The organism is Methanocorpusculum sp., from assembly GCF_030655665.1.
Taxonomy (GTDB): Archaea; Halobacteriota; Methanomicrobia; order Methanomicrobiales; family Methanocorpusculaceae; genus Methanocorpusculum.
The window spans coordinates 15,978-41,207 of the sequence record NZ_JAUSPQ010000001.1 but is presented as its reverse complement, the minus strand read 5'-3'; the positions used below and the strand labels follow the sequence as shown (position 1 = coordinate 41,207).

General features: G+C 46.1%; 26 protein-coding genes. 16 read left to right on the top strand and 10 right to left on the bottom strand.

The window, feature by feature from the left end; translation table 11 throughout:
* Positions 1-10: 10 nt before the first annotated feature.
* The 5 genes from Q7J08_RS00230 to Q7J08_RS00210 all read right to left on the bottom strand — a co-directional run bounded on the left by Q7J08_RS00230 (position 11) and on the right by Q7J08_RS00210 (position 6,967).
* Positions 11-1,015, bottom strand: a complete 1,005-nt coding sequence (locus Q7J08_RS00230; RefSeq protein WP_304909689.1) for a Fic family protein — start codon at positions 1,013-1,015, stop codon at positions 11-13.
* 1,425 nt (positions 1,016-2,440) lie between these two features.
* Positions 2,441-3,193: a hypothetical protein gene (locus Q7J08_RS00225; RefSeq protein ID WP_304909688.1), complete on the bottom strand. Its 753-nt coding sequence runs from the start codon at positions 3,191-3,193 to the stop codon at positions 2,441-2,443.
* Positions 3,190-4,389, bottom strand: coding sequence for a restriction endonuclease subunit S (locus tag Q7J08_RS00220; RefSeq protein WP_304909709.1), 1,200 nt, complete (start codon positions 4,387-4,389; stop codon positions 3,190-3,192). Before Q7J08_RS00220 ends, Q7J08_RS00225 begins: the two co-directional genes overlap by 4 nt.
* Before the next feature lie 32 nt (positions 4,390-4,421).
* Entirely contained in the window at positions 4,422-5,237 is an 816-nt protein-coding gene (locus tag Q7J08_RS00215) for a hypothetical protein (RefSeq protein ID WP_304909687.1), read from the bottom strand.
* A 14-nt stretch (positions 5,238-5,251) separates the two neighbouring features.
* On the bottom strand, positions 5,252-6,967 hold the full coding sequence (locus tag Q7J08_RS00210; protein ID WP_304909686.1) for a class I SAM-dependent DNA methyltransferase: 1,716 nt from the start codon (positions 6,965-6,967) through the stop codon (positions 5,252-5,254).
* A 282-nt stretch (positions 6,968-7,249) separates the two neighbouring features.
* Between Q7J08_RS00210 and Q7J08_RS00205 the strand changes: the two genes are divergently transcribed.
* Positions 7,250-7,582 carry a hypothetical protein gene (locus Q7J08_RS00205; RefSeq protein WP_304909685.1) on the top strand — a complete coding sequence of 111 codons (333 nt, stop codon included), beginning with the start codon at positions 7,250-7,252 and terminating at the stop codon, positions 7,580-7,582.
* A gap of 238 nt (positions 7,583-7,820) precedes the next feature.
* Here the strand turns inward: Q7J08_RS00205 and Q7J08_RS00200 are convergent, their stop codons facing one another.
* Positions 7,821-8,066, bottom strand: coding sequence for a hypothetical protein (locus Q7J08_RS00200; protein WP_304909684.1), 246 nt, complete (start codon positions 8,064-8,066; stop codon positions 7,821-7,823).
* A 96-nt stretch (positions 8,067-8,162) separates the two neighbouring features.
* Between Q7J08_RS00200 and Q7J08_RS00195 the strand changes: the two genes are divergently transcribed.
* The 8 genes from Q7J08_RS00195 (at position 8,163) to Q7J08_RS00160 (ending at position 12,039) form a co-directional block, all read left to right on the top strand.
* Entirely contained in the window at positions 8,163-8,387 is a 225-nt protein-coding gene (locus tag Q7J08_RS00195; protein ID WP_304909683.1) for a hypothetical protein, read from the top strand.
* A 1,138-nt stretch (positions 8,388-9,525) separates the two neighbouring features.
* The gene (locus Q7J08_RS00190; RefSeq protein ID WP_304909682.1) at positions 9,526-9,684 is read left to right on the top strand and encodes a hypothetical protein; all 159 of its coding nucleotides are present in this window, start codon (positions 9,526-9,528) and stop codon (positions 9,682-9,684) included.
* Positions 9,677-10,048, top strand: coding sequence for a hypothetical protein (locus Q7J08_RS00185; RefSeq protein WP_304909681.1), 372 nt, complete (start codon positions 9,677-9,679; stop codon positions 10,046-10,048). The genes Q7J08_RS00190 and Q7J08_RS00185 overlap by 8 nt, the downstream gene beginning before the upstream one ends.
* The gene (locus Q7J08_RS00180) at positions 10,045-10,470 is read left to right on the top strand and encodes a hypothetical protein (RefSeq protein WP_304909680.1); all 426 of its coding nucleotides are present in this window, start codon (positions 10,045-10,047) and stop codon (positions 10,468-10,470) included. Before Q7J08_RS00185 ends, Q7J08_RS00180 begins: the two co-directional genes overlap by 4 nt.
* Positions 10,467-10,994 carry a hypothetical protein gene (locus tag Q7J08_RS00175; RefSeq protein WP_304909679.1) on the top strand — a complete coding sequence of 176 codons (528 nt, stop codon included), beginning with the start codon at positions 10,467-10,469 and terminating at the stop codon, positions 10,992-10,994. The genes Q7J08_RS00180 and Q7J08_RS00175 overlap by 4 nt, the downstream gene beginning before the upstream one ends.
* A 23-nt stretch (positions 10,995-11,017) precedes the next feature.
* On the top strand, positions 11,018-11,245 hold the full coding sequence (locus Q7J08_RS00170) for a hypothetical protein (protein ID WP_304909678.1): 228 nt from the start codon (positions 11,018-11,020) through the stop codon (positions 11,243-11,245).
* Complete coding sequence (locus Q7J08_RS00165; protein ID WP_304909677.1) at positions 11,232-11,723, top strand: hypothetical protein; 492 nt, start codon at positions 11,232-11,234, stop codon at positions 11,721-11,723. The genes Q7J08_RS00170 and Q7J08_RS00165 overlap by 14 nt, the downstream gene beginning before the upstream one ends.
* Positions 11,724-11,823: 100 nt before the next feature.
* Complete coding sequence (locus Q7J08_RS00160; protein ID WP_304909676.1) at positions 11,824-12,039, top strand: hypothetical protein; 216 nt, start codon at positions 11,824-11,826, stop codon at positions 12,037-12,039.
* 112 nt (positions 12,040-12,151) lie between these two features.
* Here Q7J08_RS00160 and Q7J08_RS00155 read toward each other — a convergent pair whose 3' ends face one another.
* Entirely contained in the window at positions 12,152-16,063 is a 3,912-nt protein-coding gene (locus Q7J08_RS00155; RefSeq protein WP_304909675.1) for a COR domain-containing protein, read from the bottom strand.
* Between the two features lie 372 nt (positions 16,064-16,435).
* Between Q7J08_RS00155 and Q7J08_RS00150 the strand changes: the two genes are divergently transcribed.
* Complete coding sequence (locus Q7J08_RS00150; RefSeq protein WP_304909674.1) at positions 16,436-16,927, top strand: glycerol permease; 492 nt, start codon at positions 16,436-16,438, stop codon at positions 16,925-16,927.
* Between the two features lie 361 nt (positions 16,928-17,288).
* Here Q7J08_RS00150 and Q7J08_RS00145 read toward each other — a convergent pair whose 3' ends face one another.
* On the bottom strand, positions 17,289-17,432 hold the full coding sequence (locus tag Q7J08_RS00145; protein ID WP_304909673.1) for a hypothetical protein: 144 nt from the start codon (positions 17,430-17,432) through the stop codon (positions 17,289-17,291).
* Between the two features lie 66 nt (positions 17,433-17,498).
* Between Q7J08_RS00145 and Q7J08_RS00140 the strand changes: the two genes are divergently transcribed.
* From Q7J08_RS00140 to Q7J08_RS00120, 5 genes are read left to right on the top strand one after another with little or no spacing between them, the layout of a single operon-like run.
* A complete protein-coding gene (locus Q7J08_RS00140) occupies positions 17,499-18,215 on the top strand; it encodes a cyclopropane-fatty-acyl-phospholipid synthase family protein (RefSeq protein ID WP_304909672.1) in 717 nt (238 codons plus the stop codon).
* Positions 18,216-18,275: 60 nt separating this feature from the next.
* Positions 18,276-19,499, top strand: coding sequence for a methyl coenzyme M reductase-arginine methyltransferase Mmp10 (gene mmp10 / locus Q7J08_RS00135; protein ID WP_304909671.1), 1,224 nt, complete (start codon positions 18,276-18,278; stop codon positions 19,497-19,499).
* Complete coding sequence (locus Q7J08_RS00130; RefSeq protein WP_304909670.1) at positions 19,496-19,942, top strand: ribonuclease III domain-containing protein; 447 nt, start codon at positions 19,496-19,498, stop codon at positions 19,940-19,942. The genes mmp10 and Q7J08_RS00130 overlap by 4 nt, the downstream gene beginning before the upstream one ends.
* 34 nt (positions 19,943-19,976) lie before the next feature.
* Positions 19,977-20,258 (top strand): peptidylprolyl isomerase, encoded by a 282-nt coding sequence (locus tag Q7J08_RS00125; RefSeq protein ID WP_304909669.1) that lies wholly within the window; start codon positions 19,977-19,979, stop codon positions 20,256-20,258.
* 6 nt (positions 20,259-20,264) lie between these two features.
* Positions 20,265-21,350, top strand: coding sequence for a HEAT repeat domain-containing protein (locus Q7J08_RS00120; RefSeq protein ID WP_304909668.1), 1,086 nt, complete (start codon positions 20,265-20,267; stop codon positions 21,348-21,350).
* On the opposite strand, the gene Q7J08_RS00115 is transcribed toward Q7J08_RS00120, so the two are convergent.
* The gene (locus Q7J08_RS00115) at positions 21,351-22,943 is read right to left on the bottom strand and encodes a hypothetical protein (protein ID WP_304909667.1); all 1,593 of its coding nucleotides are present in this window, start codon (positions 22,941-22,943) and stop codon (positions 21,351-21,353) included.
* 111 nt (positions 22,944-23,054) lie between these two features.
* Here Q7J08_RS00115 and Q7J08_RS00110 point away from each other — a divergent pair, with 111 nt between their 5' ends.
* A complete protein-coding gene (locus tag Q7J08_RS00110; RefSeq protein ID WP_304909666.1) occupies positions 23,055-23,984 on the top strand; it encodes a tetratricopeptide repeat protein in 930 nt (309 codons plus the stop codon).
* Between the two features lie 18 nt (positions 23,985-24,002).
* Here Q7J08_RS00110 and Q7J08_RS00105 read toward each other — a convergent pair whose 3' ends face one another.
* Positions 24,003-25,181 carry an NDP-sugar synthase gene (locus tag Q7J08_RS00105; RefSeq protein ID WP_304909665.1) on the bottom strand — a complete coding sequence of 393 codons (1,179 nt, stop codon included), beginning with the start codon at positions 25,179-25,181 and terminating at the stop codon, positions 24,003-24,005.
* Positions 25,182-25,230 lie beyond the last annotated feature (49 nt).

The following is a 25,230-nucleotide window of genomic DNA, read 5'->3' as shown; positions in this document are numbered from 1 at the left end:
AGGTAATAAATTATTGTGGTTTTTTGGGGTTTTGTTCCATTAATCTTTCCATGACGTTGTTATGTTGTTTTATGATCATAGAGGCGAAGAGTGCGATCATGCCCGCATAATCTTCTTTGTCCCCTCTGTTGAGTGCAGCAAGGTATTGTTTGCGGAAGTTTTCTGCGATGAAGAACATTCTGGGGAATTTGTCTCTGATAAGGAGGTAGTTGAAGATCTCCCTCCCGGTTCTTCCGTTTCCATCATTGAACGGGTGAATGCATTCAAATCTGTGGTGGAAGAGTACTGCCTGTTCGAAGGGGCAGTATCCTTCTGATACTTTCCGGTAGTATTCGTCGATGATTCCCTGGAGGCTTTCTTCGATGATGTCTGCCGGAGGGAGCAGCCCGTCATATCCGACGATGCCAATGGCGTTCGATCGGCGGAATACGCCTGCCATTTCTATGTCGATGTTGGTCATGATGAGCTGGTGGATTTTCAGGATGAATTCAATGGTGACGGGTTTTTTGGAGGAGTCACGGTATTTTTTGACGAGTCTAAAGTTCTGGACTTCGTTGATTTCACGCAGGAGTTTGTTGTCGGGAGCGATGTTGTCGTTTAGGAGTTGTTTTGTCTCACGAAGGTCAAGGGTGTTTCCTTCGATGGAGGTGGTTCCGTGGACGTACTGGTATTCGCAGTTTTTTTCGTATTCTTCGAGTTCGTGAGAGGTGAGGGTGTCCTGTAATATTTTGTGGATATAGCGGATCTTTTCTATTTCACGGCCGATGGATTTTGGGATGTATGCATATTTGAGAGTTTCTGATCTGAGTTCTCCGTATTTGTTTACAGCCTGTTCCAGTATATCGGGTCCGTGGGTTTCTTTGGCTGCATATTCTTCTTCAGGTGTTGGAGGTGAACCTGTTTTGATGAGACGGGAGACTTTTGTTCCCTTTTTCCCGACACGGATATCTCTGACGAGATAATATTTGTCTCCTGATGCCGAGGGGCGTTTTTCTATTCTTAGGTTTAGATCCATGGGTGCTGCAATATATTAAGTATGTAACTTTGTGGTGATTATAGTATTTGTTACATACCTGATTGAAGGTATGCAGTTTTTCGTGTTTTATGGTTTGTGTTACATACCTTGATGATGAAGAGTTATATGGAGGTTTTTTCTGAATCTGGGTGATAATTATGGTTTTTCTGAATTCTTCTGCCGGGTTTATGAGGGGGAGGGGGGTGCGGATCTGCATACCCGGAGAGAATCAGGTATGAATAGATTGGGGGGTGTGGATACATGCAAAAGAACGAATCGGGAATCGCAAATCAGAGATTTGCTCTTCGTTTCGCTTCACTCACTTATTCGGAAAGCTCCGCTTCGCTCTCCGTGTGAAGCGGTGAAAATCCAGGAAAAAAAGAAGCCCCTTCCCGCGAGAATATGGAAGGGGCGGCACCATCCGGGTGAAAGTTGAGTTCTAACGACAGAGTATTGTCGATCTGAACGGGAAAACGCAAAAAACCCGCTGCAGACCGATCGGACAGAGAGATGAAGATTACCTCTTCTGCCCTCACTATTCTGATTCGATGCTGAATTATATAAACCCCTGACCGCGCGGTGCGATAATGCCCCCCCTTGGCTGTGTGAGTTGGCTTCTCACTGAGAGAGGATGGGGTTTTACGATGCAAAAAAATGAGTGAGGGGGAGGGGGAGTTAGATTCGGGAAGGGTACGGCAGGGTGTGGAAACATGAGATAGCCCACCGCGAATAATCGCGAATAAGCCCAAACGGACATAGTCCGTTTGAGGCGGCACGCAAACCGAAGGTTTGCACGCCTACGCGAATCGCATTTTCCTTACGCTGTCTTCTTGTCCTCGTCGTTTCACTCCTCGGCCGCGTTCCTACGCTGCGCCTCATCGGCTCCGCGTGGCCGGAACGCCAGCGTGGAAAGTCCACGAGCTGTAAGCTCGTGAGACGTCTCAAGAGCCTTGGCTCTTGGACAAATGCTGGAAAACCCGCGTCGCGGGTTTTCTCCCGATTAAATACAGATATGTTTTTTATTACAAGGATTTGAACTTCTTTAAAGAAAACCCGCGACGCGGGTTTTCCAGCATTTTTCGTTCCGCCGTCACGACCACGCGGAGCCGATTAGGCGGAGCGTAGTGACGCGACCGAAGGTCAAGAGGGCGGAACAGGAAAAATGCGATTCGCGTTTATTCGCGATTATTCGCGGTGGGATATCTCATAGTTCCGAGGAATCCCGTGCACGAAAGCGAATGCTCTAAAAAAAGAGAAAAAAAGAATCTCCCGACTTCTTCCAAAGAAATCCCCCCGAGAGTGAGCGATCAGTAAAAAAGAAAAAAAAGCGATTTCGTGTTGTTCTGAGATATACATCAGGAACTAACCGCTTGTAATAACTCCCACACAAAATAAATATAAATCTACTTTTTTTTGATGAAGATGTTATTGACGTTTCCTATTATATTTAGATGCAGTCAGTTTATATTCATTATTTAATTTCTCATATTCTTTCAAATCCTTATCATGATATTCCATTAGAGCGGAGAAGAACCAAGTATAATATTCGGTCGCTTTCTCATGATAGTCCTCACAAAATAGTTCCAGCTCAAAATCTCCGTCCCAAGAAAGTATATATTTTCGACTATCCTCAGACCACTTTTTAGACTCCAATAATTCATTTTTATTAAAAACCATCCTTATTTCTCTTGGTTGTTTGGTGATGTCTGTCAGGAGACAATGATGATAGAGGCCTTGGTGAACCATGTAATTTCTTAACTCTGGAAGGAATTTGTTTAATTCATCCGGGAAAAGTGATGAGACTTTTTTCATGGCAGCTTCATCAAATGAGGTGTTCTTATATTTATTCATGAATATTTTAGTATGATAATGCAAAGTTCTTGCAGCAGACAAATAGTTGTAAAGATATCGTGCGGATTTGAGCTGGATATTTTCATATTCATCTTGAGATAGATTAGGCCTGAGGTCTATTTTGCCTTGGTATTGAAAAGATTTAAAATGGTTAACCAGTTCTTTGTAATTTTCTTCAAAAATATACAGGGTGTTTTTCAGATTGCGAAGTTCGTATTGAGTTTTTGCCCAATTACACTCACTTATTTGATTATATAAATCCATCAACCTGTTTTGCACCTCCTCATTATTTTGATAAGCTAACTGCTTTTCTTCCTCTTCACTCACGCTAAAACTTCCTTCTTTCCGGTGACGCACTCGTAGATGAGGCTCTGTTTATACGCGGTCAGCTTTTCGATAGCAAGCTCCCGTTTTTGGATGGTCGCGTCGATATCAGAGCATTTTGAGTTAAGAAATTCAACAATTAATTGTTGTTCATCACACAGAGGAATTGCAACTTTGATATTAAAGAGGTCAGAAGTATATAATCGACTTAAGCCAGCCCCAACACCACGGATATATTTTTTAAATTCACAAATACATTTTCCTGTCTTAAACAAGTATTCGAGAAACTTGGCATTTGTATCATTTATTCCATGATATACAGCATAATCCGGGCTGACTACACCCATATATTTAGACAGGGAAAAGACGCCTAAATGAGCTTTGAGTTTATTGAAGACAAGATCCTCTTCAAAAACCAATTTACCTCCAACATAGGATGATGCAGGATTTGGAATATCCAGATCAGACGATTTAATTATACCATATTTTTGACTCATGGAGAGAGGTTCTTCGGTGCCGTTTAATGATCGCTCTTCACACTCAGTCAATAGATATTTTACCCGGAATACATCCCACCCTTCCGGGATCTCCCCGATCCACTCGACCCCGCTGTCCTTCATCAAAACACCGGGACGGATCCCTTTGGTCACCGCCTCGGTGATGACCGCCTGCCGGTATTCCTTCAGCTTCTCAATGACCTCGCGTTCTTTTTCGATGGTGGAATCGATCAAGGAGCATTTTGTGTCGAGGAAAGAGGCGATCTGTTGTTGTTTTGCGAATGGTGGTACATAAAATGTATAATTGCGAATGAAATCTAATGAAACTCGTTTCAAACCGCCGGTTCCATACATCGTACCTATACAGAGTTGTTTGAACTGATCATTTTGTAAATAATAGAAAAGATATACAGTATCTATTGTTTTAGATCGGAAAACATACAATTCGGATGTTCCAAACCCAACTCCATTCAAGAGATTATGTACTATGGCTATGTTTCCGTTTTCAAAACAAGGGGTGACTTTTGCCATAATAATATCCCCATCAGCAAAAAATGTATACCCTGTCTTAACTCTTCCAACAACATCTGTTTTAGGACAGATGGAGCCATTTGTTAAACATTCCATGGGAATGAATGATATTGAATCCGAATCATTCAGATTTTTGGAATAACTAGGATTAAGAGTAACACAGTATTTCATTCTGTTTTTAGTCCATCCAGTTGGAATAGAATTCATTCTGATATGCCCTCCTCATAAGACAAAATTAACCCGGGATCGACACAATATTCCTCAAAACCAGTCTCTTTGCATGCCCCATTATAATAATTAATTTGCCACCTGTATTTCGCACGAATACTTTTAGATTCTGGTTTTGCATCTGTTGGTACTTTTGAAAGCATATCTATGAAAGTATTTTGTATTTTGGGGAACTCCATAGTCAGAAATGGAGTCAACTGATATGGGTTTAGTCCATCAATAAACATGAAATTTAAATAATCAACATAAGAATAACCATCAGAATCGATCTTTATCCTGATATCCTTAATGTGAGATTCAGATTTCAATATTAGCTGATGTAATTGCTCATCAATAATTACCCTTGGAAATATTGCAAGTTTATCTTCCAAATAATGCGAGGCTACAAGAGCCTTACCCCAAACGATATCCTCATCCGAATAGAGTGGACCCTGAACAATCCCTCCGCGTAATAACCAACGGTAATTTAAAAATGCACAATACTGGAAATCAGCAACAACTCCAAATATTCGAAATAATCCCTCAATAGCGTCTATTGAATCATTGGGATCATTAGATAGTTCCTGTATAAACACGATATTGTCTGAGAATATTTTGAATTTGCATGTCTGAAATATCTTGAGAGTCGGGTTTTTTTCGTTTTGGAGAGCGATAACCTCATTATACAATTTTCTTATTATTGCAAGATTTGTTTCACTATCATCATCATTGAGAATTTTTTCTTTGACGCCGAGCAAATCTAAATATGCCACAATACATTCTTTTGAGCGGGGCGGTTCATTTTCGCTCATCTCTCCCTCCCCCCTCATCGAAAGATCTCCGCCAGGCTCCCGTCAAGCTCCTTCTCCAAAGCTAAGATCTCCGCTCTTATCTCCTCACTCCGTCTTGGAGCCTCATACGTATAGAAATACCGCGTGAACGGGATCTCATACCCGATCTTCGTCTTCGACTCATCCACCCAGGCACCCGGCGCAAACGGCAAAACCTCCCGCGTCAGATACGCATCCACATCCTCTCCAAGAGGCACGCTCTCCGTATCCCGCAGCGAAGCATCAGCCTGCACCTTCCCCTTCTTCAAAACCGGCTTCCCTGACGCGTCCAGAAGCGGCCGCTCCACCGTGATCTTCCGGTACCCAAACTCCTCATTCCTGAAAATCTTCGAAACCTCAGACTCGCGGAAATCCCCATACAGACGCGTGATCTCATCGATCGCACTCCTCGGGATATCATTCCTCTTACTCCCAAGCGACTTCCGCCTCTTCTCAAACATCTGATTCCCATTGATCAGCTGGACCTTACCTATCCGATGCTCAGCCTTCTTATTCGACAAAACCCAGATGTAGGTCGCAATGCCCGTATTATAGAAAATATCATTTGGCATAGCAATGATCGCATCCAAAAGATCATGCTCCAGAATATAGCGGCGGATCTCCGACGGACCGCTTCCCGCATCCCCCGTAAACAGCGGAGACCCGTTATGAATGATCGCCGCACGCGACCCCTCAGCCTTCATCTTCGAAAGAGCCGTCAGCAAAAACAACAGCTGCGAATCACCGATCGCCGGAAGACCCGGACCAAACCGGCCCGCAAACCCAAGCTTCGCCTCACGATCAACCGCCGTCTTCTCATTCTTCCACTCACGCCCAAACGGCGGATTCGACAAAATATAATCGAAATGCATCCCTGTAAATGCATCGCCCGAAAGCGTATTCCCGCACTTGATCTGATCCGCATCCCCGCCCTTGATCAAAAGATCCGCCTTACAGATCGCAAACGTCTGATCATTCAGCTCCTGACCAAAACACAAAAGCTGCAGATCGGCATTCATCTCCTGCAAATGCTCCGACGCCACCGAAAGCATACCACCCGTCCCGCACGCCGGATCATACAACGTCTTCATCACCTTCGAACCTGTCAAAGCCTCGCCGTCATCCTCGAACAGAATATTCACCATCAGTTCGATCACTTCACGCGGCGTATAGTGCTGACCCGCATCCTCATTGTGCGCCTCTGAAAACTTCCGTACAAGCTCCTCGAAAATATATCCCATCTCAAGATTCGAGATATGATCTGGATGAAGATTCGCCTTCTCCGTCGTAAACTCCTTCAGCACATTATACAGAATCCCCTTCGTCGCCATCATCGTGATATGGGCGTCGAACCGGAACTTCTCAATGATCTCCTGCACATTCTTCGAAAAACCATTCAGATAATTCCGGAAGTTTGCCTCGATATTGTCCGGATCATCCAGCAGGGTTTTCATCGTAAATTTACTGGTATTGTAAAAATCATACCCGGCAACTATGCGAAGGATCGGATCCGGATTTGGAAGAGACTTCTGCTTCTCGTACTCGGCAAGCACCGCGGCCTTTTTATCCACGAGAATACAGTCAAACCGCCGGATAACCGTCAGGGGAAGGACGACTTCCCCGTATTCATGCGGCTTGTATGTCCCGGTCAATTTATCAGCAATTGCCCAGATAAGATTTGCTTTCTCAGATATATTTGACCCTAAACTCATAGATTTACTCCAAAAAGAAATTACATACTCTTGGAAAGAAGTACAATGACAGTAAATTGCATGCCAATTCTAATAAATCAATCGAAAATTTCAGCACGAGGTGGAGAAAATACCGGCACAACCAAAAATCCGGCCATCCTCTCCAAAATGGTATCCTCTCCACTTTTTCCTCAATTTTTGTAACCCATCTCTCTCACTGAGCACCGTGTTTCCGCCAAAAGCGGAGGCATTATCGCACCGCGCGGTTAGGGATTTATATTGATCTATGCAGATGTTGTATATATGTCAGAAAAAGACAATGAAGTAGAAGTGGATTTCACCATTCTCGAGAAAGATGTTCTGTATTTTTCAGGAATGACCTACGTTTTTAACGAAAAACAAGTATCCCATATCGAGGGAGCAGAAGAGGCTTTTCCAAAAGGTTATGGGGATTCTGAGCTCTATCCCGATCGACCACAGGACGAGATACCGGCAATGCAGATCTGTATCACGCAAAAACATATGGACAGCATCGAAGAGCAGCGAAAAAAGCTCAATATAGAGTGGGATGCCTGCCTCGCCCGTATTTTTGCCCTTGGATTTGCTGCGGCAGCTGCTGATGGGCAAAGCCTGTAACGCTGGACAGAAAACGGATCAGGTCTCCACGTTCTTTTTTTACGCTGATCGAACGTGAGTCTGCCCGGGCTAAGGCCCGATCCCAAAATCCTTCGACCCATCCAGTCGCAAGTTTCCTTCGAAAACTTGCTCGGCTAAGATCGCCGGCTGCGCCGCCGATCCGCAGTCGCAAATCAAAGATTTGGTCGCAAGTCTGATGACTTGCTTGGCTGAGACCGCCCCTAAAGGGATGGCCCGCTCACAGCAGCCTTCTGCACAGCTCCTTCTGGATCTCCGGATCCTGCAGCATCAAAAGCATCTTCGCCTTCTCCGCATCGATCCCCATATCTCTCCGTGCAAGATCCGTCAAAATCGTCGCCGTCAGATAATCACTGATCGACTCAAACTGCGGCTTCTCCCCCTTCGTCAAAGCGATCACACGATCATAAACCTCCCAGCTCACCCGTGTGCTCAGCAAAGGCTTCTTACTTTTCACTGCAACCATGTCTGTATGTAAACTTATATACGCCAGAGTATATAATACCAATACAAAACAACAGCAATTAAATATCAAAAAAACCTATGTATTCATTAGACCCCAATGGACCACAAACTCAGCGGGGCAGAATCCTATCTGAATCAGAAGAACCAAACAATTACACCGCAGTATCTGACGAAGGGGAGCCACCAATGGCAGTACCCCGACGCACAGCGAGGCATTTTGGCCCAGATAGACTACAGAGATCCATGCATCCGGACCCTGTTTTCACCATTAATTCTTGGATGCATCAAAGAGATCCTGGAAAAAGGACAGGGGAAAACCTGATCCGTATTCAACCTCTTTTATTCGGGTCTTTGACCCCTCGCAGCGAACCCGCAGCGTTTTTTTTCATTGGGAGCTTTGCGAATATCTGCGACCCCATCTTTTGTTAAGCAGGAGGTACACGGTGTTGGTGGGGATCCAATTCGGAAAGGAGTTTGTTGGATTGTAGAAACCTGAGAAAAACCAACCGCGAATCGGCGCGAATCCGCCCTACGGGCGAGAAAAATCGGATTTGCTGATCCTCACTCTCGCAAGTCTCTCGCAAACCTTCGGTTTGCTCAGCTAAGGGCGAGCCTATCGGCTCACCCCGCCCTCGACTTGCTCGTCCCTTCATCGGGACCGTTCGGGCAAATCCTGTCGCCGCCCCAGCGGCTCCTTTGAGTGAGATGTTCATTCAGCATTACTAAATGAGGTAATTGTTCTTTTCTGACAATCTCAAAATGAAACGGGGAGGAAATAATCCCCGGGAGGCGCTGGGGTGCCGACAGGATTTGCCCGAACGGTCCCGATGAAGGGATGAGCAAGACAGCGAAGCTGGGTTGCGAAAGTGAGGATAAGCAAATCCGATTCGCCTCGCCCGAAGGGCGGATTCGCGCCGATTCGCGGTTGGTTTTTTTTCTCATGCTTGTGCACCTTCCCATACACGAAATCGAAGTACATCTCATAAAGACCCCAGTTTTTCCCGCTCTGGATCACAACACCGCGAAATACTATGCATGTATCTACACATGTACCTACATACACAAAATAAAAAAAAACGATACCTCCCTCCCGACTACGTCCGGACGGAAGGAAAGACGTACTTACATACACACATAGACAAATGTGTTTTTGCTTTCTCTCTCTCTCTCTCTCTCTCTCTTCTGTACAAAACAAAGTACATACTATACTTATAAAAAAAAAGTGATTGATGAGCAATTTTCTTCCCGTATTTACTTACTTACGGACGTAGTCCTTACCCCCCTATCCTTTTTTTTCACCACATATATCTACATACACACATACCTTTCCACATACCTGTTCAAACACAAAATATGCAAATTTACATACTATTTGATGCAAATAATTAATATTAAATATCTGCAAAACCCATCTATCCTTGTAAGTCATACGACTTGCCAAAAACCGAACAAACAAGGAAGTGAAAAACATAGGACTGACATTCACCATGTACATCGGAGAACCGGATCGAAAAACCTTCGAAGCCTTCTCCAGAAAGTACCAAAGACCGCACACATCCAAAATGATCCTCGGTCTCATGAGAAAACACCTAAACGACCACGGAGAAACCGATGCCTGACTACAAAGTCTACATCCCCGAAGCAAAAGCCCCTCTTCTTTACCAATATAAAGAACAGTTCGGCAAAGACGCTTCCGGCATGATCGTTGGATTCATGGAAAAAGCCCTCGAAAACATCGCGAGCATAGGGCAGCAAAACCCGGCGGCAACATCAGACCAGGACATCTATCAGATCTATTTCGGCGACATCGAAAGCGAAAACACCTTCCTCTACCTCTTTGAGACCAGAGAAAGTGCGAGACTCGCCCTCAAAAACAGGACAGACATCCTCGCGAAAAAACATCCCGATATCTACCTCGATGTTATTGCACAGTTCAAAGAAAACTATCCCCGCTTAGCAAAAATCACAGGAATCACACAATGAGACAGAACAGAAAGAAACAAACCACAAGCAGCGAAACCATTCGCGAAAAACATGCCTGCCCTAAACCAGCGTCTAAACAGTTTCAGGGAACAGGCAAAAACAGATTCGACCCGAGACCAGAAAAACCCACCGTCCGCCCCTTCGGACCCGCAGGCACCAGCGATCCCCAAAACCGAAACACCAAAAACCGGATATGGAGCCAGACCGACTACGAAGCATCTCCTGTTATCGATCTGATCATCAACTCCCTTGAAATCCCCAAGACAATTCAATGTGCGGCGATCGTCAACACGATGCACGAACGCTTTGCCCACCTCATCCTCGAAGAGCTTAAAGAGAAGGCCCTCCCCTACCGGGTCCTCGACGGTCAAACCTTTACCATCAAGATCACGTTCTCGAATGAACGGCCGGAGGAAGAATGACGCAGGAGCATAACCCCTGCCTCGGTCTCCGGATCGCGGACCGGGTGATCCTCTCGCGGATCCTTGCCGGGACCTGGAGAGTCGATGCGGAAAATGGCGAGATCATCTCGCGGAACACCGGAAAGCCTCTGAAATTTTCCTATCAAAACAACGGGTATCTCTCCACTCCGTGCCGATATAAGGGATTCCGGGTGAACATCACCAAGCACCGGGCCGTTTACATCGGCGGGACCTGCAGAACGATGGACGATCTGCCGGTGGATCTGAATCTGCATATCGACCACATCAACGGGAATATCGAGGACTGCCGGCTCGCAAACCTTCGGCTGATCCCGTTCTGGGACAATAACCACCCGCTATCCGGGCGAAAAAAGCGGATCTTTACGGATGAGCAGACGGGGGAGATCCGACGACGGTATGCGGACGGCGAACCTCCGCGTTTTCTCGCCGCGGAGTTTGGCGTGAACAAGTCCACGATACACCGAATCGTTTCCCGGCGGACCTATGCGGAGGTGGGCCTGTGAACGGATCCGAGTATCGGCGCACGGTGAAGTTTGCCTGTCCGCACTGTTTTGCGGTGGAGGCGAAGGAGTTCTGGGTCCGGGACCTTGACGAACTGCGGCGGAAGAGGATCCGGTGCCCAGTCTGCGGATCGGTGATGCTCCGGGTCGATTCGGAGAAGGAGGAGTACCTTGTCTCGCTGTCAAAGATAGCGCTGCGGAAGATGCATGATGCCATCGCCCGGCAGGAGGAAGATCACTATGCCCACAGGTAAGATGGAGTCGGGATGTGTCCTCTCCATTCTGGAGACGGCGTTTCCTCACCCTGCCGAGGAGTATGCGGATGCGTTTTTCTGTCAGGAGATGACGGCGGCGCTGGAAGCGGCGGCGAAGGAGTATAAGACCCGGTTTCTGGAGACGGTCGATGAGATCAGAGCCGGCGGTCTTGAGTCTGCGGAGTTTGTTCTCCGGCGGGAGGAGAAGAAGAACAAGACCGTGAATGTTCCTCTGCTTCGCGAGGAGATGCCGGATCTGTTTGCGGAGGTGGTGTTTGTTTCGCCGGCGGATGCGGGGAAGCTTCTGTCGAAGAAGTTCCTGTATGATGCGACGAAGAAGCTGATCAAGGACCGGATCGTGAATTATGAGCAGGTGAATCTGAAGGATCTGGAGACGCGGCTTCCGGCACCGGAGTTTTCCCGGTATGTGTCGGAGCGGGTGGTCCCGAAGGGGTATGTGATTGAGGTGAAGTCGTGAAGCACTGGTACGAACGGGGTGAACCGACAGGTTCGCCCTTAGTGGAGCAAGGTTTTTCCTTGCGGCTGAAGACCAGTGGCGAAGAAGGGGGTTACCCCTGATGAAACACTGGTATGATTTTGCTGAATTACTTGATAGAACGAAGTTAAAAGAGCTGGTGGATGCGGGGCTGAGTGTCCGGGAGCTGTCGCTTCGGGCGGGGTGTTCGCGGCAGTGTGTGGAGACGGCTTTGAAGCGGCACGGGCTTACGGCAAAGGGGCAGCGGGGGGTGATGCCGCGGTTTATCCGGCGGGCTGCCCCGAAGGGGCGGCCTTAGCCGAGCAAACCGAAGGTTTGCGAGCGGAAGAGGGAGTAGAATCCCTATTTTTTCTCTTATTATGTTCTATTAACTATGCAGTAATATTTACACCCAGATATATTTGCTTGCATTATGGGAACTTCTCTTTCTCGTCTCTTGCACTCTCTGGAAAATATATTCTTCCATCTTCTGCACATTTTTGTGGTAAAGAAAATGTGGTATCCAATACCCAGTTTGAATTCTTAACCCATTTATATGCCTCTACATAACCACTTTTAGATGATAGTTCCATACAACCACTATAAACAACTAATTCTGGTTGCCAGTTGGGTGTACCCTCCGAAACCATATTTGTTCCACAACGGAATTCATGAATTGGGCGAGACTCATTCGTAGCAGCAATTAATATATGCGCAGTTGTATGGCTGTGACCACAAAGATAAAGTATGGTATTTGCTTTATCTCTCAGGTCAGTTTCAATCACCCTTCGTTCACTTTCTAAAATATCTTCAAAAGGGTAATGTGCTAATACGATTGTAGGTTTATTCGTATCTATATTTTCACATGCCCTCTCTAGACGTTCTCTACCGACAATCAAATCCGTCTCATATATATTAGAAATGGTTAAAACTGTATTTAAGTGCAGTATGTTTGTTTTTGGTGTTGGAATTACAAAATGTGGCTTTATTATCTCACCCATTTTAGGTGCACCCTCCCATTCTCTACTAGTTAAATCTTTATATATTTGCTCATATTCATTAAGATTAGAGGCTAATTTTTCCAAAATTTCCTTATTTATTTTTCCTGAACTAGGCCAATATGTCGTTTTCAGTTTTTTTATTATTTTATTCCGATCTTTCAATATCTTATCTGATCCATCTTTATCCCGTCTTTGAAGATCATGATTTCCAGGAACTATAAATAGACAATCGTCAGCAATGTTCAGTTCTTCCTTCAGTTTTTTTACAAAATCTACCATTTCTTTTGTATATTCTAACGGACTGTCCTCAGTTTTTGCATAACGCAAATCACCTGTAATAAACAAACCATCAAGCTGTTTATCTTTTAATTTGTCTTTTAGATAGTTTGGAAGAGCTTTCCTGAAATCGAGGCAACTAATTCCCCCTTCATTATATCCTATATGGATGTCAGAAAGATGTACCCACCGGAAATAATTATTTGGATCATCAAAAGGTCTTGTCTCACGACTAGTTATATGTGATGTTATTGATGTTATATTGGCATATTTATCTTCATTTGATAGACTCTGATCAACGAGTGTATCTATAATTCGCTTTACATAAAAATGCCATGCATCGTCTTTTTTCACTCCTGAGAATTCGATATACAGAAGATCTCTGACAGAACGACTCCAATCATTATCAGCTTTTACATCCCTAACAAGGATATCAAATAGATTTAAGTAGTAATCATTAATGTCTTTAATATCATCTATCAACTTATTAATACTTACATCATCAAAGGAGAATCCACATTCTGCAGTGGGTTTTCCTTTTTGTTTTCTTTCAAGAAGTTGATCATAATCAAATTCATATTTACATTCCGAATTACAACAACAAGGTACATTTCTCGTAACATTAAGATTAGAATAATCATTATTTATTGTATCAATGTGACTTCTAATAATTGTCAAAAAATCTTTTCGACTTATTCCATTTTCCCCACATACTTCAATACTGAGGGTTTTATCTGTTTCTCTTAATTTAACAGATGCTTGCACATCATTGTGCTCCAAATACGCACCATAACGCCAGCAACTTTTTTTATTATGTCTATCTGTATACAGAAATTCATTTATTCTCACGATAAAACGTGTCATAATCCCGGCGGGCAGATAGTCTTTATAATAATAATTAAATCTACGTGTTGACTTTGAATTAAATTCCCATGGTGATGGAAGTGGCTCCGCCTCTAACAATTCTGCGATTAGATATTGGTTATCAACAATATGAAAGACTAAATCAAAACTTTCCATCATCTTTAAAAGAAAAGTGTACATATATTTTGGGTACTGATTTTCATCTGTCCATATTTTAGGTAGATCAGATATCTTCAGAATGCCATTTCTGTCTTTGAGGGTTTTTTGTTGTTCATCAATGATACTATATACTGCATTTGTAATCCATTCTGGAGCTAATATAACATATCCTTGTAGCTCACTGTCATTACTATGATACGTAACTATGCCTAAATCATTTAATTGCTTAATTAGACTTTCAATATCAATATTGTCGGATAACAATTTCTCCTGACATATCTCTTTATATTTTTCATATGGGATATAATTCGAGGAGACACATTTTTCTAGCTCCTCTCTAACACCATATCTTTTTAAACTCCACTTTTCTTCCATTAATGGTAATTTTTTCACCTCTTTTCGTATGCATTCTCGAAGGGCCATTCTATTCTCAGAAATATTATCTTTACAACTAATTTTAATATAATCTTTAATTTGCGAATACTTCGCTTGATATTCTGCAATATTGAATGGAGTAATGCGTTGCCCTTCATCACATTGATTAATAACTAAAATAATTGGACTATTGCCTGCAAGAGTAGTAATGGTTTTAAGCCAATAATCAACCCTTCCAGCAGTAGCATCACTTCTCGCACTCCACATGAGCAAATACAAGGATCGACGTGATAAGAAAAATTGATGGGTTGCATGGTAGATTTCCTGACCTCCAAAATCCCAAATATTCAATTTATACTCATTTCCGTCTTCAGTAAATACCCACTTATCTATATCAATACCTTCTGTTGATACTTCGTGAGGGTTAAAAACATAATCATCATCTGTAAGCATTTTTAAAGTACAAGTTTTTCCCACCCCTCCCTCTCCAACAATCAATAATTTCGATTCGTTTAGCTTCTTGGAATCCTGTTGTATATCTAAAATATATCGAATGAGTTCTTTTGGAGACTGGCAAAGAATTTCTGGAGGTAACAGTTTTAGTAATGGTGTTTCATATATTTGAAATGTAAATAACTTATTCAACTCAATAAATGAATGAGGAATTTTTCGTATATTTGTATAATTTAAAAACAACTGAGATAATTGCTGGATTTCTCCAATAGGTTTTAAATCATCAATCGTCTTTATACCATAATTATTACTTAGATTCAATATTTTTAATTGTGACAAAGTTCCAAAAGATTCTGGGATAGAGTCAAGTGCGTTATCCCTCAAATCGAGATTTTTTAGTTTTACTAGTTGCTCAATCCATCCCTGAATTTCCTGTGAAGAGAGGTTGTTTCCCCCTAAATCCAACCGTTCAAGTTCACTGAGCTTTCCAAGAGCAGGTGAAATTCTGCTAATTTGATTTTTACTTAAATATATTTCTTTGAGTTGGGTAAGAGTACCTATACTATCAGGAATACATGTCAGAGTATTCTCACGTAAATCTAACTTCCTTAATTTAGTAAGTTTACCTATACTTTCGGGGATTGAACTCAGGTGATTGTTACGTAAATCCAAATCTGTAATATTTGGGAAGTTATTAACAATATTTTCAAGCGTTCTTTGGAATGTTTGCAAATTATTCCCATATAAATACAAATATTGAACTTCAGAAAGATTTTTGAAATATCCATATTCTAGTGTTTTCTGGACTCGCCCCCATAAATCAAGACATTTGAGTTTTGAAAGATTTTCAATTGATCTTGGAAGATTGAAAGCTTTGCTGTGAAAATATAATATTTCGAGATATGTTAACTCAGATATTTTATTAATTTCAGGAAATATCACATTTTTAAAATTATTGTAATGTTTTTCTGTAGGAAGATAAATGGCTAAACATCTGATATATTCATTTCTTATAGAAAATATGATACATCCCGTTGAGTATTCTGAAAAATCCGCACGCTCCTCATATCCTAGTTTGTTAAATCCTAGTGTGTTAATAGTGGTTGGAAGCGCTTGAAGCCATGCTGTTGGAGATTCAGATGGATTATATGGTTGTTCCTTTATAGGGATATCCAAAATTTTTGCAAGATTGTATATGTATCGCTGCTCATCCATAAAATTAAATCATCATAGATACTATTTGACTCTTTCTATCAAAAAATATAATTTATAGCTGATATTGGGAAAATGATTTGATTTTAAACAAAAATATAACTCCTGAGTATTATTATTATTTTTATAAATATGATAAATCGGGCACTTTCTGAAATATTGCACGATGAATTTTAGATAGATCTCATCAAAAATACAGAGAATTCAAGACATTTCCCCCTCGTTATATCCCGGTTCCCATCCAATATGGTAGTAGAGGTCGGCACACCGCCGAAGAACTCCCGCCAAATATCGAAATACAATACGATAACGATACTATATAACAGAGCGGACGCCTTCGAGCAGTGGGTCGGCTTCGATAAAATACGATACAATATGACAGCAGATTTCATTCAGACAGCAATCTCGAAGTCCGCAAAGCGGATCTTCACCGCAGAGTTTACGAACGCCGCCGCGTATGATGCGATCATCGCAGAAATTACCGGCGTGGAAAACCCCCTCGGTCTCGCCGAAGTCGAACTCGGGAAGCAGACCTACAAGACCTATGTCGGCTACTTCGACCCGAACACCTCCGAAATGAACGGCAAGGTCCAGGTCACCGCCTACACGCGGGCCGAATACGCCGCAGCGATCACCGCCCTTACCGGCAGTGCGGATCTCAAGGCCGCATTCGGGAACGGCGGGACCGCGGAGACGACCGAGATCGGTATCGAAGCAACGTGGAACGTCCGCATTTCCGCGAAGCTTGGGACCGATACCTTCCAGATCAGTCTCAACCGCGATTCGATGACCGTCTCCGGCTATGCCGACGACGCCACCCTTGCAGCAGTCGACGCCTGGGCAGACACCAAGCCGGCCCTGAACTGAGGGAGACCGGAGATGCAGATCTCCCGCCGCCTTAGGAAGCTGATCCTTGTGTTCCTCGGGTTTCTCATCATACTCTTTGGGAAGCTTGTAGATGGTTGGGTTGGACGCTGAAAGCGGACGGCCTCAGCAAAGCAAACCGAAGGTTTGCGAACTTTCTCGCTGGGCAGAGGTGAACACACCTCTGCCGGCGAATTTCTTCTATTTTTCCACACATATTCCCTACAGGAAATCAGCTAAAAATCCCGCAAAAAAGAGCATAACTTTCACAGCATCCTAAATCAGAGGATTCCCCCCGCGGGTCGCCCGCTCGCAAAGCTGATCCCCAAAAACGGATCCGTCGATCTAAGATTTCACCAAATTCTCAAATAATAGTATGACGAATATATTTCCCATAGGTGAATAAGATGACAATAACATACTGTGGTGACTTGGAGACCGTGTCGACGAAGATGAATGCAGAATCGGTTCTGACGATCTGAACCTCGCATACATCTTCAGTATCCATTGGTGGTTTTTAACGAGCGCGAGCTCTATACATGCATAGTTTTACGCATACGACAGGTACAAAAAAATGGAATATATCAAAAGCAAAAATTACGATCCAAAGATCGTGAATGAAAAGATCATGGGGCCAAACCCCATCAAATTAACCGAAGAAATTCTGCAGGGCCACAAGATTCGGCCCGGATCCACTGTCATGGATCTTGGCAGCGGCCAGGGGCTCACTTCCGTCTTCCTTGCAAAAGAGTACGGATTTCGCGTGTTCGCCGCCGACCTCTGGAGCAATCCATCGGAGAACATGCGGTTCTTCGAACAGATGGGCTTAACAAGCGAGCAGATCATCCCTCTCCATGCTGACGCGACCGACCTTCCCTTCGCAGAAGAGTTCTTCGATGCAGTTGTCTGCATAGATGCATACAACTTCTTTGGCAGGGACAAAGCGTATCTCGGAGAGCACCTCCTCCCGTTCGTCAAACACGGTGGATACCTCTACTTCGTCATTCCGGGAATGAAAAAAGACTGTCACGACAATCTGTCCCCCGAACTCCTGCTCTCATGGACCCCTGAACTGCTCGACTATATTCACGACGCCGTATACTGGGAAGACATCATCCGTGCCACGGAAGGCATCGAGATCCTTTCGATCCATGAGATGGAAAGTAATGAAGACGTCTGGAACGACTGGCTCGCCAGCGACAACCCGTATGCAGTCGGCGACCGGAAGACCATGGAAGCCGGCGGCGGGAAGTACATGAACTTCATCGCGATAATTCTTCGAAGAAAGTAAAGAGAAAGAGCCTGCAACTGATTGGTTTCATATTCAGTGACGCCAATATAGATAGAGAACATGGTACATCTCACACTTGATATCGGAGGAAAACCCGGTAAAGACTGCCGGGGTTTTTGCTCTTACTGCTATTTCAAGCATGCAAAAGATGTACCGCCGTTCGGCTGCAGATACTGTATGCCGTTCAAAAAAGGATGCGAGTATTGTGCCAAAGGCGTCAAAGAAGAGTATGCCGGCTTCTACTCGCTTCAGGACGTTGCCGATCATTTCCTTGCCGATCTGCAGATGGTCGCGGGTGACATCACGAAGATCACGATATCGGGCGGAGGTGACCCGAGTTGCTATCCGGAGTTTACTCCCTTAATAGAGATCCTCGGATCCCTCAACGTCCCTCTTCATATCGGATATACCAGCGGAAAAGGATTCGATGACGCCGGTATCGCCGATTTCCTGATCGATAACAACCTGAAGGAGATCTCCTTCACGATTTTTGCGAGTGACCCTGTTCTTCGGGAAAAATACATGCATGATCCGACCCCGCAGGCTTCGCTCGACGTGATCGAACGGCTTGCGGCAAAGATCGATGTGTACGCCGCTCTCGTGATTCTCCCCGATGTCAACGATGGAGAGGTCCTCTGGAACACTCTTGCATGGCTCGAAAAGATCGGCGTCAAAGGCGTCATTATGATGAGATTTGCCAACCGGGAAAACCAGGGGCTTATTCTGGATAATGCTCCTGTCATCGAAAACCAGCGTGTTCATACCGTTGCGGAGTTCCGGGATCTGGTCCGCGAAGCTGCGGCCCGTTTCCCGAACCTTCGTCTCTCGGCGACTCCACTGTATGATCCTGCGTTCGACTCGCCGTTTGCGATCCGGAACGAGCCTGAGCTCCTTGCTCATCTGCCCCGGATCACCGGTCGGGTGTCGGTCATCACCGGGAGTATTGCAGCTCCCTATATCGCGGAGATCCTTGGTGCATGCGGGGCGCCGGAAGGCATGGTCGTTCCGGTTGACAAAGAGATCTCCTGCCTCATCACGATCGATGATCTGAAAAAACTTGATCCGTCTCTGCTCGAAGAGACTGTTATCATTCCGGGGCGTGCATTTGTTCATGATCCGGAGGCCGAATCGGTTCTCGACCGGAGGGTCATACGGGGTCCTGAGACCCTTTCTGCAGACGGCGAAACCAGTATGGGTATGGACCTTACCGGCGTCCTGACGATGGAAATGGAAGGGTTCACTCATCTGATCCAGCTCATCAATCAGTACGGGAGGGCCGCATGAAGTACGCAGACCTGTATGCAAAGATCGGCTACACGTTTACGAATGAGGATCTCCTCCTCCATGCCCTGACTCGCACGGCCTATGCCCGGGAAAATGAACTTTCCATGAGCGAGACGATGGATTCGCTGGCCGTACTCGGCGACGCGGTTCTTGATCTGATCGTGATCCGTAAGCTCATCGAGGACGGTGAGTTCGACAAAGGCGAGATCACCCGGAAGAAAATCGATCTCGTGAACATGACCGTTGTCCGCCGGCTCGCCGAGGATATCGGTCTTCCGGAGTATATGCGATGGGGAAAAGGCGAGCTCCGCATGCAGATATGGACGAGCGGCCGGGTATCTGCAGAATGCTTCGAAGCGTTGATGGGGGCCGCGTATCTGGACGGCGGCGTGGAGGCTTCTGCGGCCATCCTCGATCACCTCTGGACGCCGGAGAAACCATAGAGCTTATTGGCAGTGAAAACGATATGATAGAAATATGGTACGGGTAAAAGCATCCCACATTTTAGTAAAGACCGAGTCTGAAGCAAAACAGATCATGCAGAAGATCGCTGCGGGCGATGATTTCGCGAAACTCGCCAAGCTCTATTCGCAGTGTCCTTCCGGAAATGCCGGCGGGGACCTTGGCTACTTTGGCAAAGGGCAGATGGTCAAACCCTTCGAGGATGCATGTCTCAAGGCAAACGCAGGCGATGTTGTGGGTCCGGTCAAAACCCAGTTCGGCTGGCATATCATCAAAGTGACCGACGTTAAGAACTGATTCTCTATGAAAAAATCTGCCTTTGATGATTTTATCGCCGCGATCAGGAGTGATGATATCGCAAGGCAGGAGGATGCGGCGAACAAGGTCTGTGCCTTGAAAGATCCGGTTTCCCTCTCCCATATTTTGTGCGTTCTGAAAGAGGAAGACCCTCTCACTCAGCGCGTTATGCTCTGGGCCTTGCGGAATTATTCTTCTGAGCTGGATTATGCGCAGTATCTCCATTATCTTTCTTCAGAGGATCTCGGTGTCCGGGAAGCTGCCCTTATGTTGTTTATGGATGGCGGGCAGCCTGCGGTAGACACTCTGGTCGCGGGGATATCCTCTGCGGATATGCCGACGCAGTATGCTTCCGTTCAGGCTCTAGGACAGTTCAGAGTTCCAGGCGCGATCCCTGCGCTGATATCTGCTTCTTCTTCATCTGAGCAGGATATCCGCGAGATCGCCGTTATGTCGCTTGGGATCTATCATGATCAGGCCGTTGTTCCAACCCTTGTCTCCGCATTACAGGATATCCCCACGGTCCGGCTTGCGGCACTCTCAGGTCTCCGGGGCAGGCAGCTCTCCGCAGAGGAACTTTCGGCAGTCTCCCTCTCACTTACTGATGAACGCGAGGATATCCGGGCCGCCGCCGTATATGTTCTGGACGGCCTGACTCCGGGCAGCCTCACGGCTGACTCGTCACCGTATGTTCGCCGGGCCCTTGCTTCGGTGACGGCTGAGATCCCGGTTCTCATCACCTTGTGCGGGGATGCTGATCCGTCGGTGAGATCAGCGGCGGCCGAGTCGGTTCGAAAACAAAAACTCCATCTGGAAGACACGCTTCTCCCGCTTCTATCTGATCCGGTCCCGGGAGTCCGCCGTGCGGCCGCTTCGGCTCTTGGCAACTCGGAGAGGTCGGATGTGGTCCCCGCCCTGATTGCCTGTCTTGGCGATCCAAAACCCGGTATCCGTGCTGCGGCCGCGGCTTCTCTTGGAAGTATCGGCGGTCAGCCGGTGATACTGGCGCTTAAGGAAGCGGCAAATACAGAAAATCCGATCCTCGCCGGGATCATTAAAAATGCTTTGATGACTGCGGAAGGAAAAAAGTGATCACTCACCGACCGCGGTCCTCACCGCGATCTCTGTTTCCATTCTTCTGACTTCATTCTCGACATCGTCGATCTCGATCATCTTGACTCGTTTTTCCATCGGCGGATTGAGTTTTGCTTTTTGTTCATATTTTCCGATCTCGGCGGCGAAATCTTCAGGAATCATATCGATCCCTCTCAGAGCATCGATGAGTTCCCGGGAAAAGTAGGTATCTATCTGGATCTTTCTTTTGGTTGCATGGGAGAGTTTTCCGATAAACCTGCAGAGTTTGTCCTGATCCTCCGGGCTCATTGTTTCAGTGAACTCATAGTTCTCGATCTGTCTGAGGGTCTGGAGGATTGGGATCAGTGATTCTGGTGTGATGATGTAGACAACATACTCAGCCAGATCATACTGATAGGTCGTCAGAACATCAAGCGTGCTTGAAGGGACCACGAGGAACACCTCTTTTCTGACGTCATCGTGTTTACAGTATTTTTTCATTGCCTCAGCCTGATTTTTCAGATAGACCGGGAAGTTTTCAAGCTCTTCGGGATTTTTCGGACTCTTTGCATCGAAGATGGTGTACATCTTCCCGATCAGCACAACGTTGTCGGGCGTGCCCGGGTGGGGGTACTCGCACTTTTCACACCATACGAAATCATGCTTTCTGCAGATCGTTCTGATACTTTCCGCGACCTCGTTCTCATGTTTCTGCCATGAGACGGCAAGTTCCTCCTGTTTTCTCACCAGGAGGTTCATCTGTTCATTTGCAAGTGTTTCCCGGTCGCATTTCAGCTGATCATAAAGGGTGTTGATCCGTTCGATCTTCCGGTTGTATTCTGCCGTCTGTTCCTCTCTGACACTGTCATATGCGGAGATAAGCTCTTTTGCGGCGATCAGATCACGTGTTACTGCGTCCAGATTTTCCTTAAGTTCCAGATACTTCTGAGCTTCCTCTTTTCTTCGTGAGGTCTCTGCCGATACTAACTCATCCCGCAGGCTTTCGAGGCCTGCGACCCTGCCTTTTGCCTGGCTCAGCTGCTCGGAGAGCTCGGTGGATGCTGCCTCAAGTCTCTGGTATCTTTCCCGCTCTTCCTGTCTTCGCTCGGCTTCAGCGAGGTCCAGCTCTTCGCGTGCCCCCTCCATTGCGGCAATTTTTCCTTTGGCTGCGGTGATCTGTTCAAAGAGCTGGCCGTATTCACTCTCAAGGCTCTGGTATCTCTCCCTCTCCTCCCGTCTGCGCTCGGCTTCGGCAAGGCTCTGCTCCTCGCGTATCCTCTCAAGGCCGAACAGCTTCCCTCTGGCGACTTCAAGTTCCCGTGCCGTCACTTCAAACCTGTCCCTCGTATCCTGAGAGGATTTTCTCTCTGCTTCCCGTAAGGCATCAAGTGATGCGTATTTACCCCTTTCCCTCTGCAGTTCGCCCGAAAGCTGGTCGAGCTGGATTTCGATCTCCCGGTATCTTCTCCCCGTTTCATTTGCTTCGGCCTGATACTGCACATATGCGTCGTCGGCGCGGCGTATCACCTGTTTCCAGGAAAACAGCCGTTTGAAGAGTCCTATGCTGCGTAGACCTGCGAAAAATTCTGAGAGGGACGAGGAGGGTATCATTGACTAACAATTTAGAGGGGTTGTTATAAGCATTTTACGGTAACTCGGGATTATTTCCTCTCTGTTTCCGAATCGTTCATCATCTTTCAACGCAAACTGATTTATTACTACATGGGATTGTTCGATAAGTTCAAAAAACAGGAGAATGCCGCTCCAAACGAAGCTGATTCTGCAATGTGGCTTGCACAGGCTGAGTCGTATATTCGGCTGAAACGGTATACCGACGCTCTTCACTGTCTTGACAAAGCGATCTCCTGCGATAAGGAAAATCCGCTTGCCTGGCATGAAAAGGGACGTATCCTTGCGATGGTCAATGAAGAGAAAGCATCGATCCCTTGTTATGATCGGGCGATCGAACTCCGTCCGGATTCAGCGGTCTATTATCACAATAAAGGGGATACTCTCGCAACGTTTCATCGGTACGGCGAGGCGGATGAATGTTTCAAAAAGGCTCTATCTCTTGCTCCTGACGATGTGGTCTTTCTCACGAGTCATGCACGGATGCTTTCCCTCGCAAAAAAGTATAAGGAGGCCGACGATATCATGGCGAGGGTCTGCGATCTTGAACCCCGCGGTCCGGAACACTGGTTCAATCGTGCCACGATGCTCTTTGACTGCGGCAAGGTCGATGACGCGATCTCCTGTTACAAAGCTGCCGTCACTATCGCTCCGGGTCATGCGGTAAGTTACTTCAACTGTGCGAATGCTCTTTCATCCCAGGGAAAATATGAGGAATCGCTCTTCTATTATGATAAAGCTCTGAAGTATGAACGTTCAATGACGGGCGCGATGAACAATAAAGGGATGGCGCTCAGCTGCCTTGGAAAACATGAGGAGGCGTATGACTGTTTCCGGCGTGTTCTTCTCGCTCTTCCAAATGACGCGAATACCTGGTATAACAAAGGGTATGAACAGATGCTTCTTGGGAAATATGCGGATTCGATCGTGTCCTTTGACAAAGCTCTCTCGTTTGCGAACGGAAATGATCGTGAACTGATCAATAAATGCCGGGAAGCCAAAGAAAAGGCTGCCCGGTCATAAAAAAATAATATCTCTTTTTTACGAGCCTTCGAATCGCGAGTCGAATTTGCTGTTGAGCAGGTGTACCTTTATCACGGAACCTTCCGGAACGATGACCTCGGGCCAGAGCCTTGTTCCCGAGTGGATGGTGACATCATTCTGCAGGATGGACCGCGGACCGATCACGGTGTTGTGTTCTATCGAACAGTTGTCCCCTATATTCGTATTGACATCGACGATGCTTCCTGAGATCGTGGTGTTGGATCCGACGATGACACCGTTATAAATTGAGGAGGAGAAGATTTTCGCGTTGGCTTTGATCACACAGTTGTCTCCGATGCTTGTGTACGGGCCGATGATGACGTTTTCTCCGATCATCACACCATTGCCGACCAGGACCGGGCCGACGACCCGTGAACCTGCGCCGAGCGTGATCCCGTCGCCGAAGGTGACCGGTCCGGTGATGTGTGCGTCCTTGACATTCAGCGTGCCTGAAACGCTGGTCACGGTTTTTTCCTGCAGGATCCACTTCTCTGCGGCACGCAGCATCTCCGGGTTCCCGACATCCGTCCAGTTGCCGCGTGCAAGCCAGCCGTTGAGCTGATATCCTTTCCCCATAAGGAGCGGGAACAGATCTTTGGCGAAGTCGAACTTGGTGTTTTCCGGGATGAATTCGAAGATCTTCGGGTCGCAGACGTAGATGCCGGTACTTGCAAGGTTGGAGAAGATTTCTCCCGGTGCAGGCTTTTCCCTGAATCTCTGGATCCGAAGGGAAGCGTCGATCTCGGCGATACCGAATTCACGCGGGTCCTCGATACTGATCAGACCGATCGAGGTGATCGCCGGGGAATTCATATGGTCCCGGTAAAATTCCAGAAGGTTGAGATCGGTCATGTGGTCGCCCCCGACCACAAGGAACGGGGCATCTTCAAGATACTTCTGAGCGTTTTTGACACTGCCGGCCGTACCGAGTTTTACCTCTTCGGAGACGTAAGTGATATTTGCTCCGTAAAGCGATCCGTCGCCGAGTGCATTCTGGATATCGTCACCTAAATATCCTATGGTCAGAACGATGTCGGTAAATCCGAGGTTTGCAAGGTGCGTCACCAGGTGTACGATCGATGGTTTATTTGCTATCGGAATACAGGGTTTTGGACGCTCAAATGTTAACGGACGAAGGCGGGTCCCTTCTCCGCCGCACATAATGCAGGCTTTCATTCTCTGTATATTTGCTGTAAGGGGATATGAGTATTGTGGGGTGATGTGA

Coding starts and splice junctions, on each gene's coding strand:
- Q7J08_RS00230 (WP_304909689.1), bottom strand. CDS start 1,015: ATGGATCTAAACCTAAGAATAGAAAAACGCCCCTCGGCATCAGGAGAC.
- Q7J08_RS00220 (WP_304909709.1), bottom strand. CDS start 4,389: ATGAAATACTGTGTTACTCTTAATCCTAGTTATTCCAAAAATCTGAAT.
- Q7J08_RS00215 (WP_304909687.1), bottom strand. CDS start 5,237: ATGAGCGAAAATGAACCGCCCCGCTCAAAAGAATGTATTGTGGCATAT.
- Q7J08_RS00210 (WP_304909686.1), bottom strand. CDS start 6,967: ATGAGTTTAGGGTCAAATATATCTGAGAAAGCAAATCTTATCTGGGCA.
- Q7J08_RS00205 (WP_304909685.1), top strand. CDS start 7,250: ATGTCAGAAAAAGACAATGAAGTAGAAGTGGATTTCACCATTCTCGAG.
- Q7J08_RS00200 (WP_304909684.1), bottom strand. CDS start 8,066: ATGGTTGCAGTGAAAAGTAAGAAGCCTTTGCTGAGCACACGGGTGAGC.
- Q7J08_RS00195 (WP_304909683.1), top strand. CDS start 8,163: ATGGACCACAAACTCAGCGGGGCAGAATCCTATCTGAATCAGAAGAAC.
- Q7J08_RS00185 (WP_304909681.1), top strand. CDS start 9,677: ATGCCTGACTACAAAGTCTACATCCCCGAAGCAAAAGCCCCTCTTCTT.
- Q7J08_RS00180 (WP_304909680.1), top strand. CDS start 10,045: ATGAGACAGAACAGAAAGAAACAAACCACAAGCAGCGAAACCATTCGC.
- Q7J08_RS00175 (WP_304909679.1), top strand. CDS start 10,467: ATGACGCAGGAGCATAACCCCTGCCTCGGTCTCCGGATCGCGGACCGG.
- Q7J08_RS00165 (WP_304909677.1), top strand. CDS start 11,232: ATGCCCACAGGTAAGATGGAGTCGGGATGTGTCCTCTCCATTCTGGAG.
- Q7J08_RS00160 (WP_304909676.1), top strand. CDS start 11,824: ATGAAACACTGGTATGATTTTGCTGAATTACTTGATAGAACGAAGTTA.
- Q7J08_RS00155 (WP_304909675.1), bottom strand. CDS start 16,063: ATGGATGAGCAGCGATACATATACAATCTTGCAAAAATTTTGGATATC.
- Q7J08_RS00150 (WP_304909674.1), top strand. CDS start 16,436: ATGACAGCAGATTTCATTCAGACAGCAATCTCGAAGTCCGCAAAGCGG.
- Q7J08_RS00145 (WP_304909673.1), bottom strand. CDS start 17,432: ATGGATACTGAAGATGTATGCGAGGTTCAGATCGTCAGAACCGATTCT.
- Q7J08_RS00140 (WP_304909672.1), top strand. CDS start 17,499: ATGGAATATATCAAAAGCAAAAATTACGATCCAAAGATCGTGAATGAA.
- mmp10 (WP_304909671.1), top strand. CDS start 18,276: ATGGTACATCTCACACTTGATATCGGAGGAAAACCCGGTAAAGACTGC.
- Q7J08_RS00130 (WP_304909670.1), top strand. CDS start 19,496: ATGAAGTACGCAGACCTGTATGCAAAGATCGGCTACACGTTTACGAAT.
- Q7J08_RS00125 (WP_304909669.1), top strand. CDS start 19,977: ATGGTACGGGTAAAAGCATCCCACATTTTAGTAAAGACCGAGTCTGAA.
- Q7J08_RS00120 (WP_304909668.1), top strand. CDS start 20,265: ATGAAAAAATCTGCCTTTGATGATTTTATCGCCGCGATCAGGAGTGAT.
- Q7J08_RS00115 (WP_304909667.1), bottom strand. CDS start 22,943: ATGATACCCTCCTCGTCCCTCTCAGAATTTTTCGCAGGTCTACGCAGC.
- Q7J08_RS00110 (WP_304909666.1), top strand. CDS start 23,055: ATGGGATTGTTCGATAAGTTCAAAAAACAGGAGAATGCCGCTCCAAAC.
- Q7J08_RS00105 (WP_304909665.1), bottom strand. CDS start 25,181: ATGAAAGCCTGCATTATGTGCGGCGGAGAAGGGACCCGCCTTCGTCCG.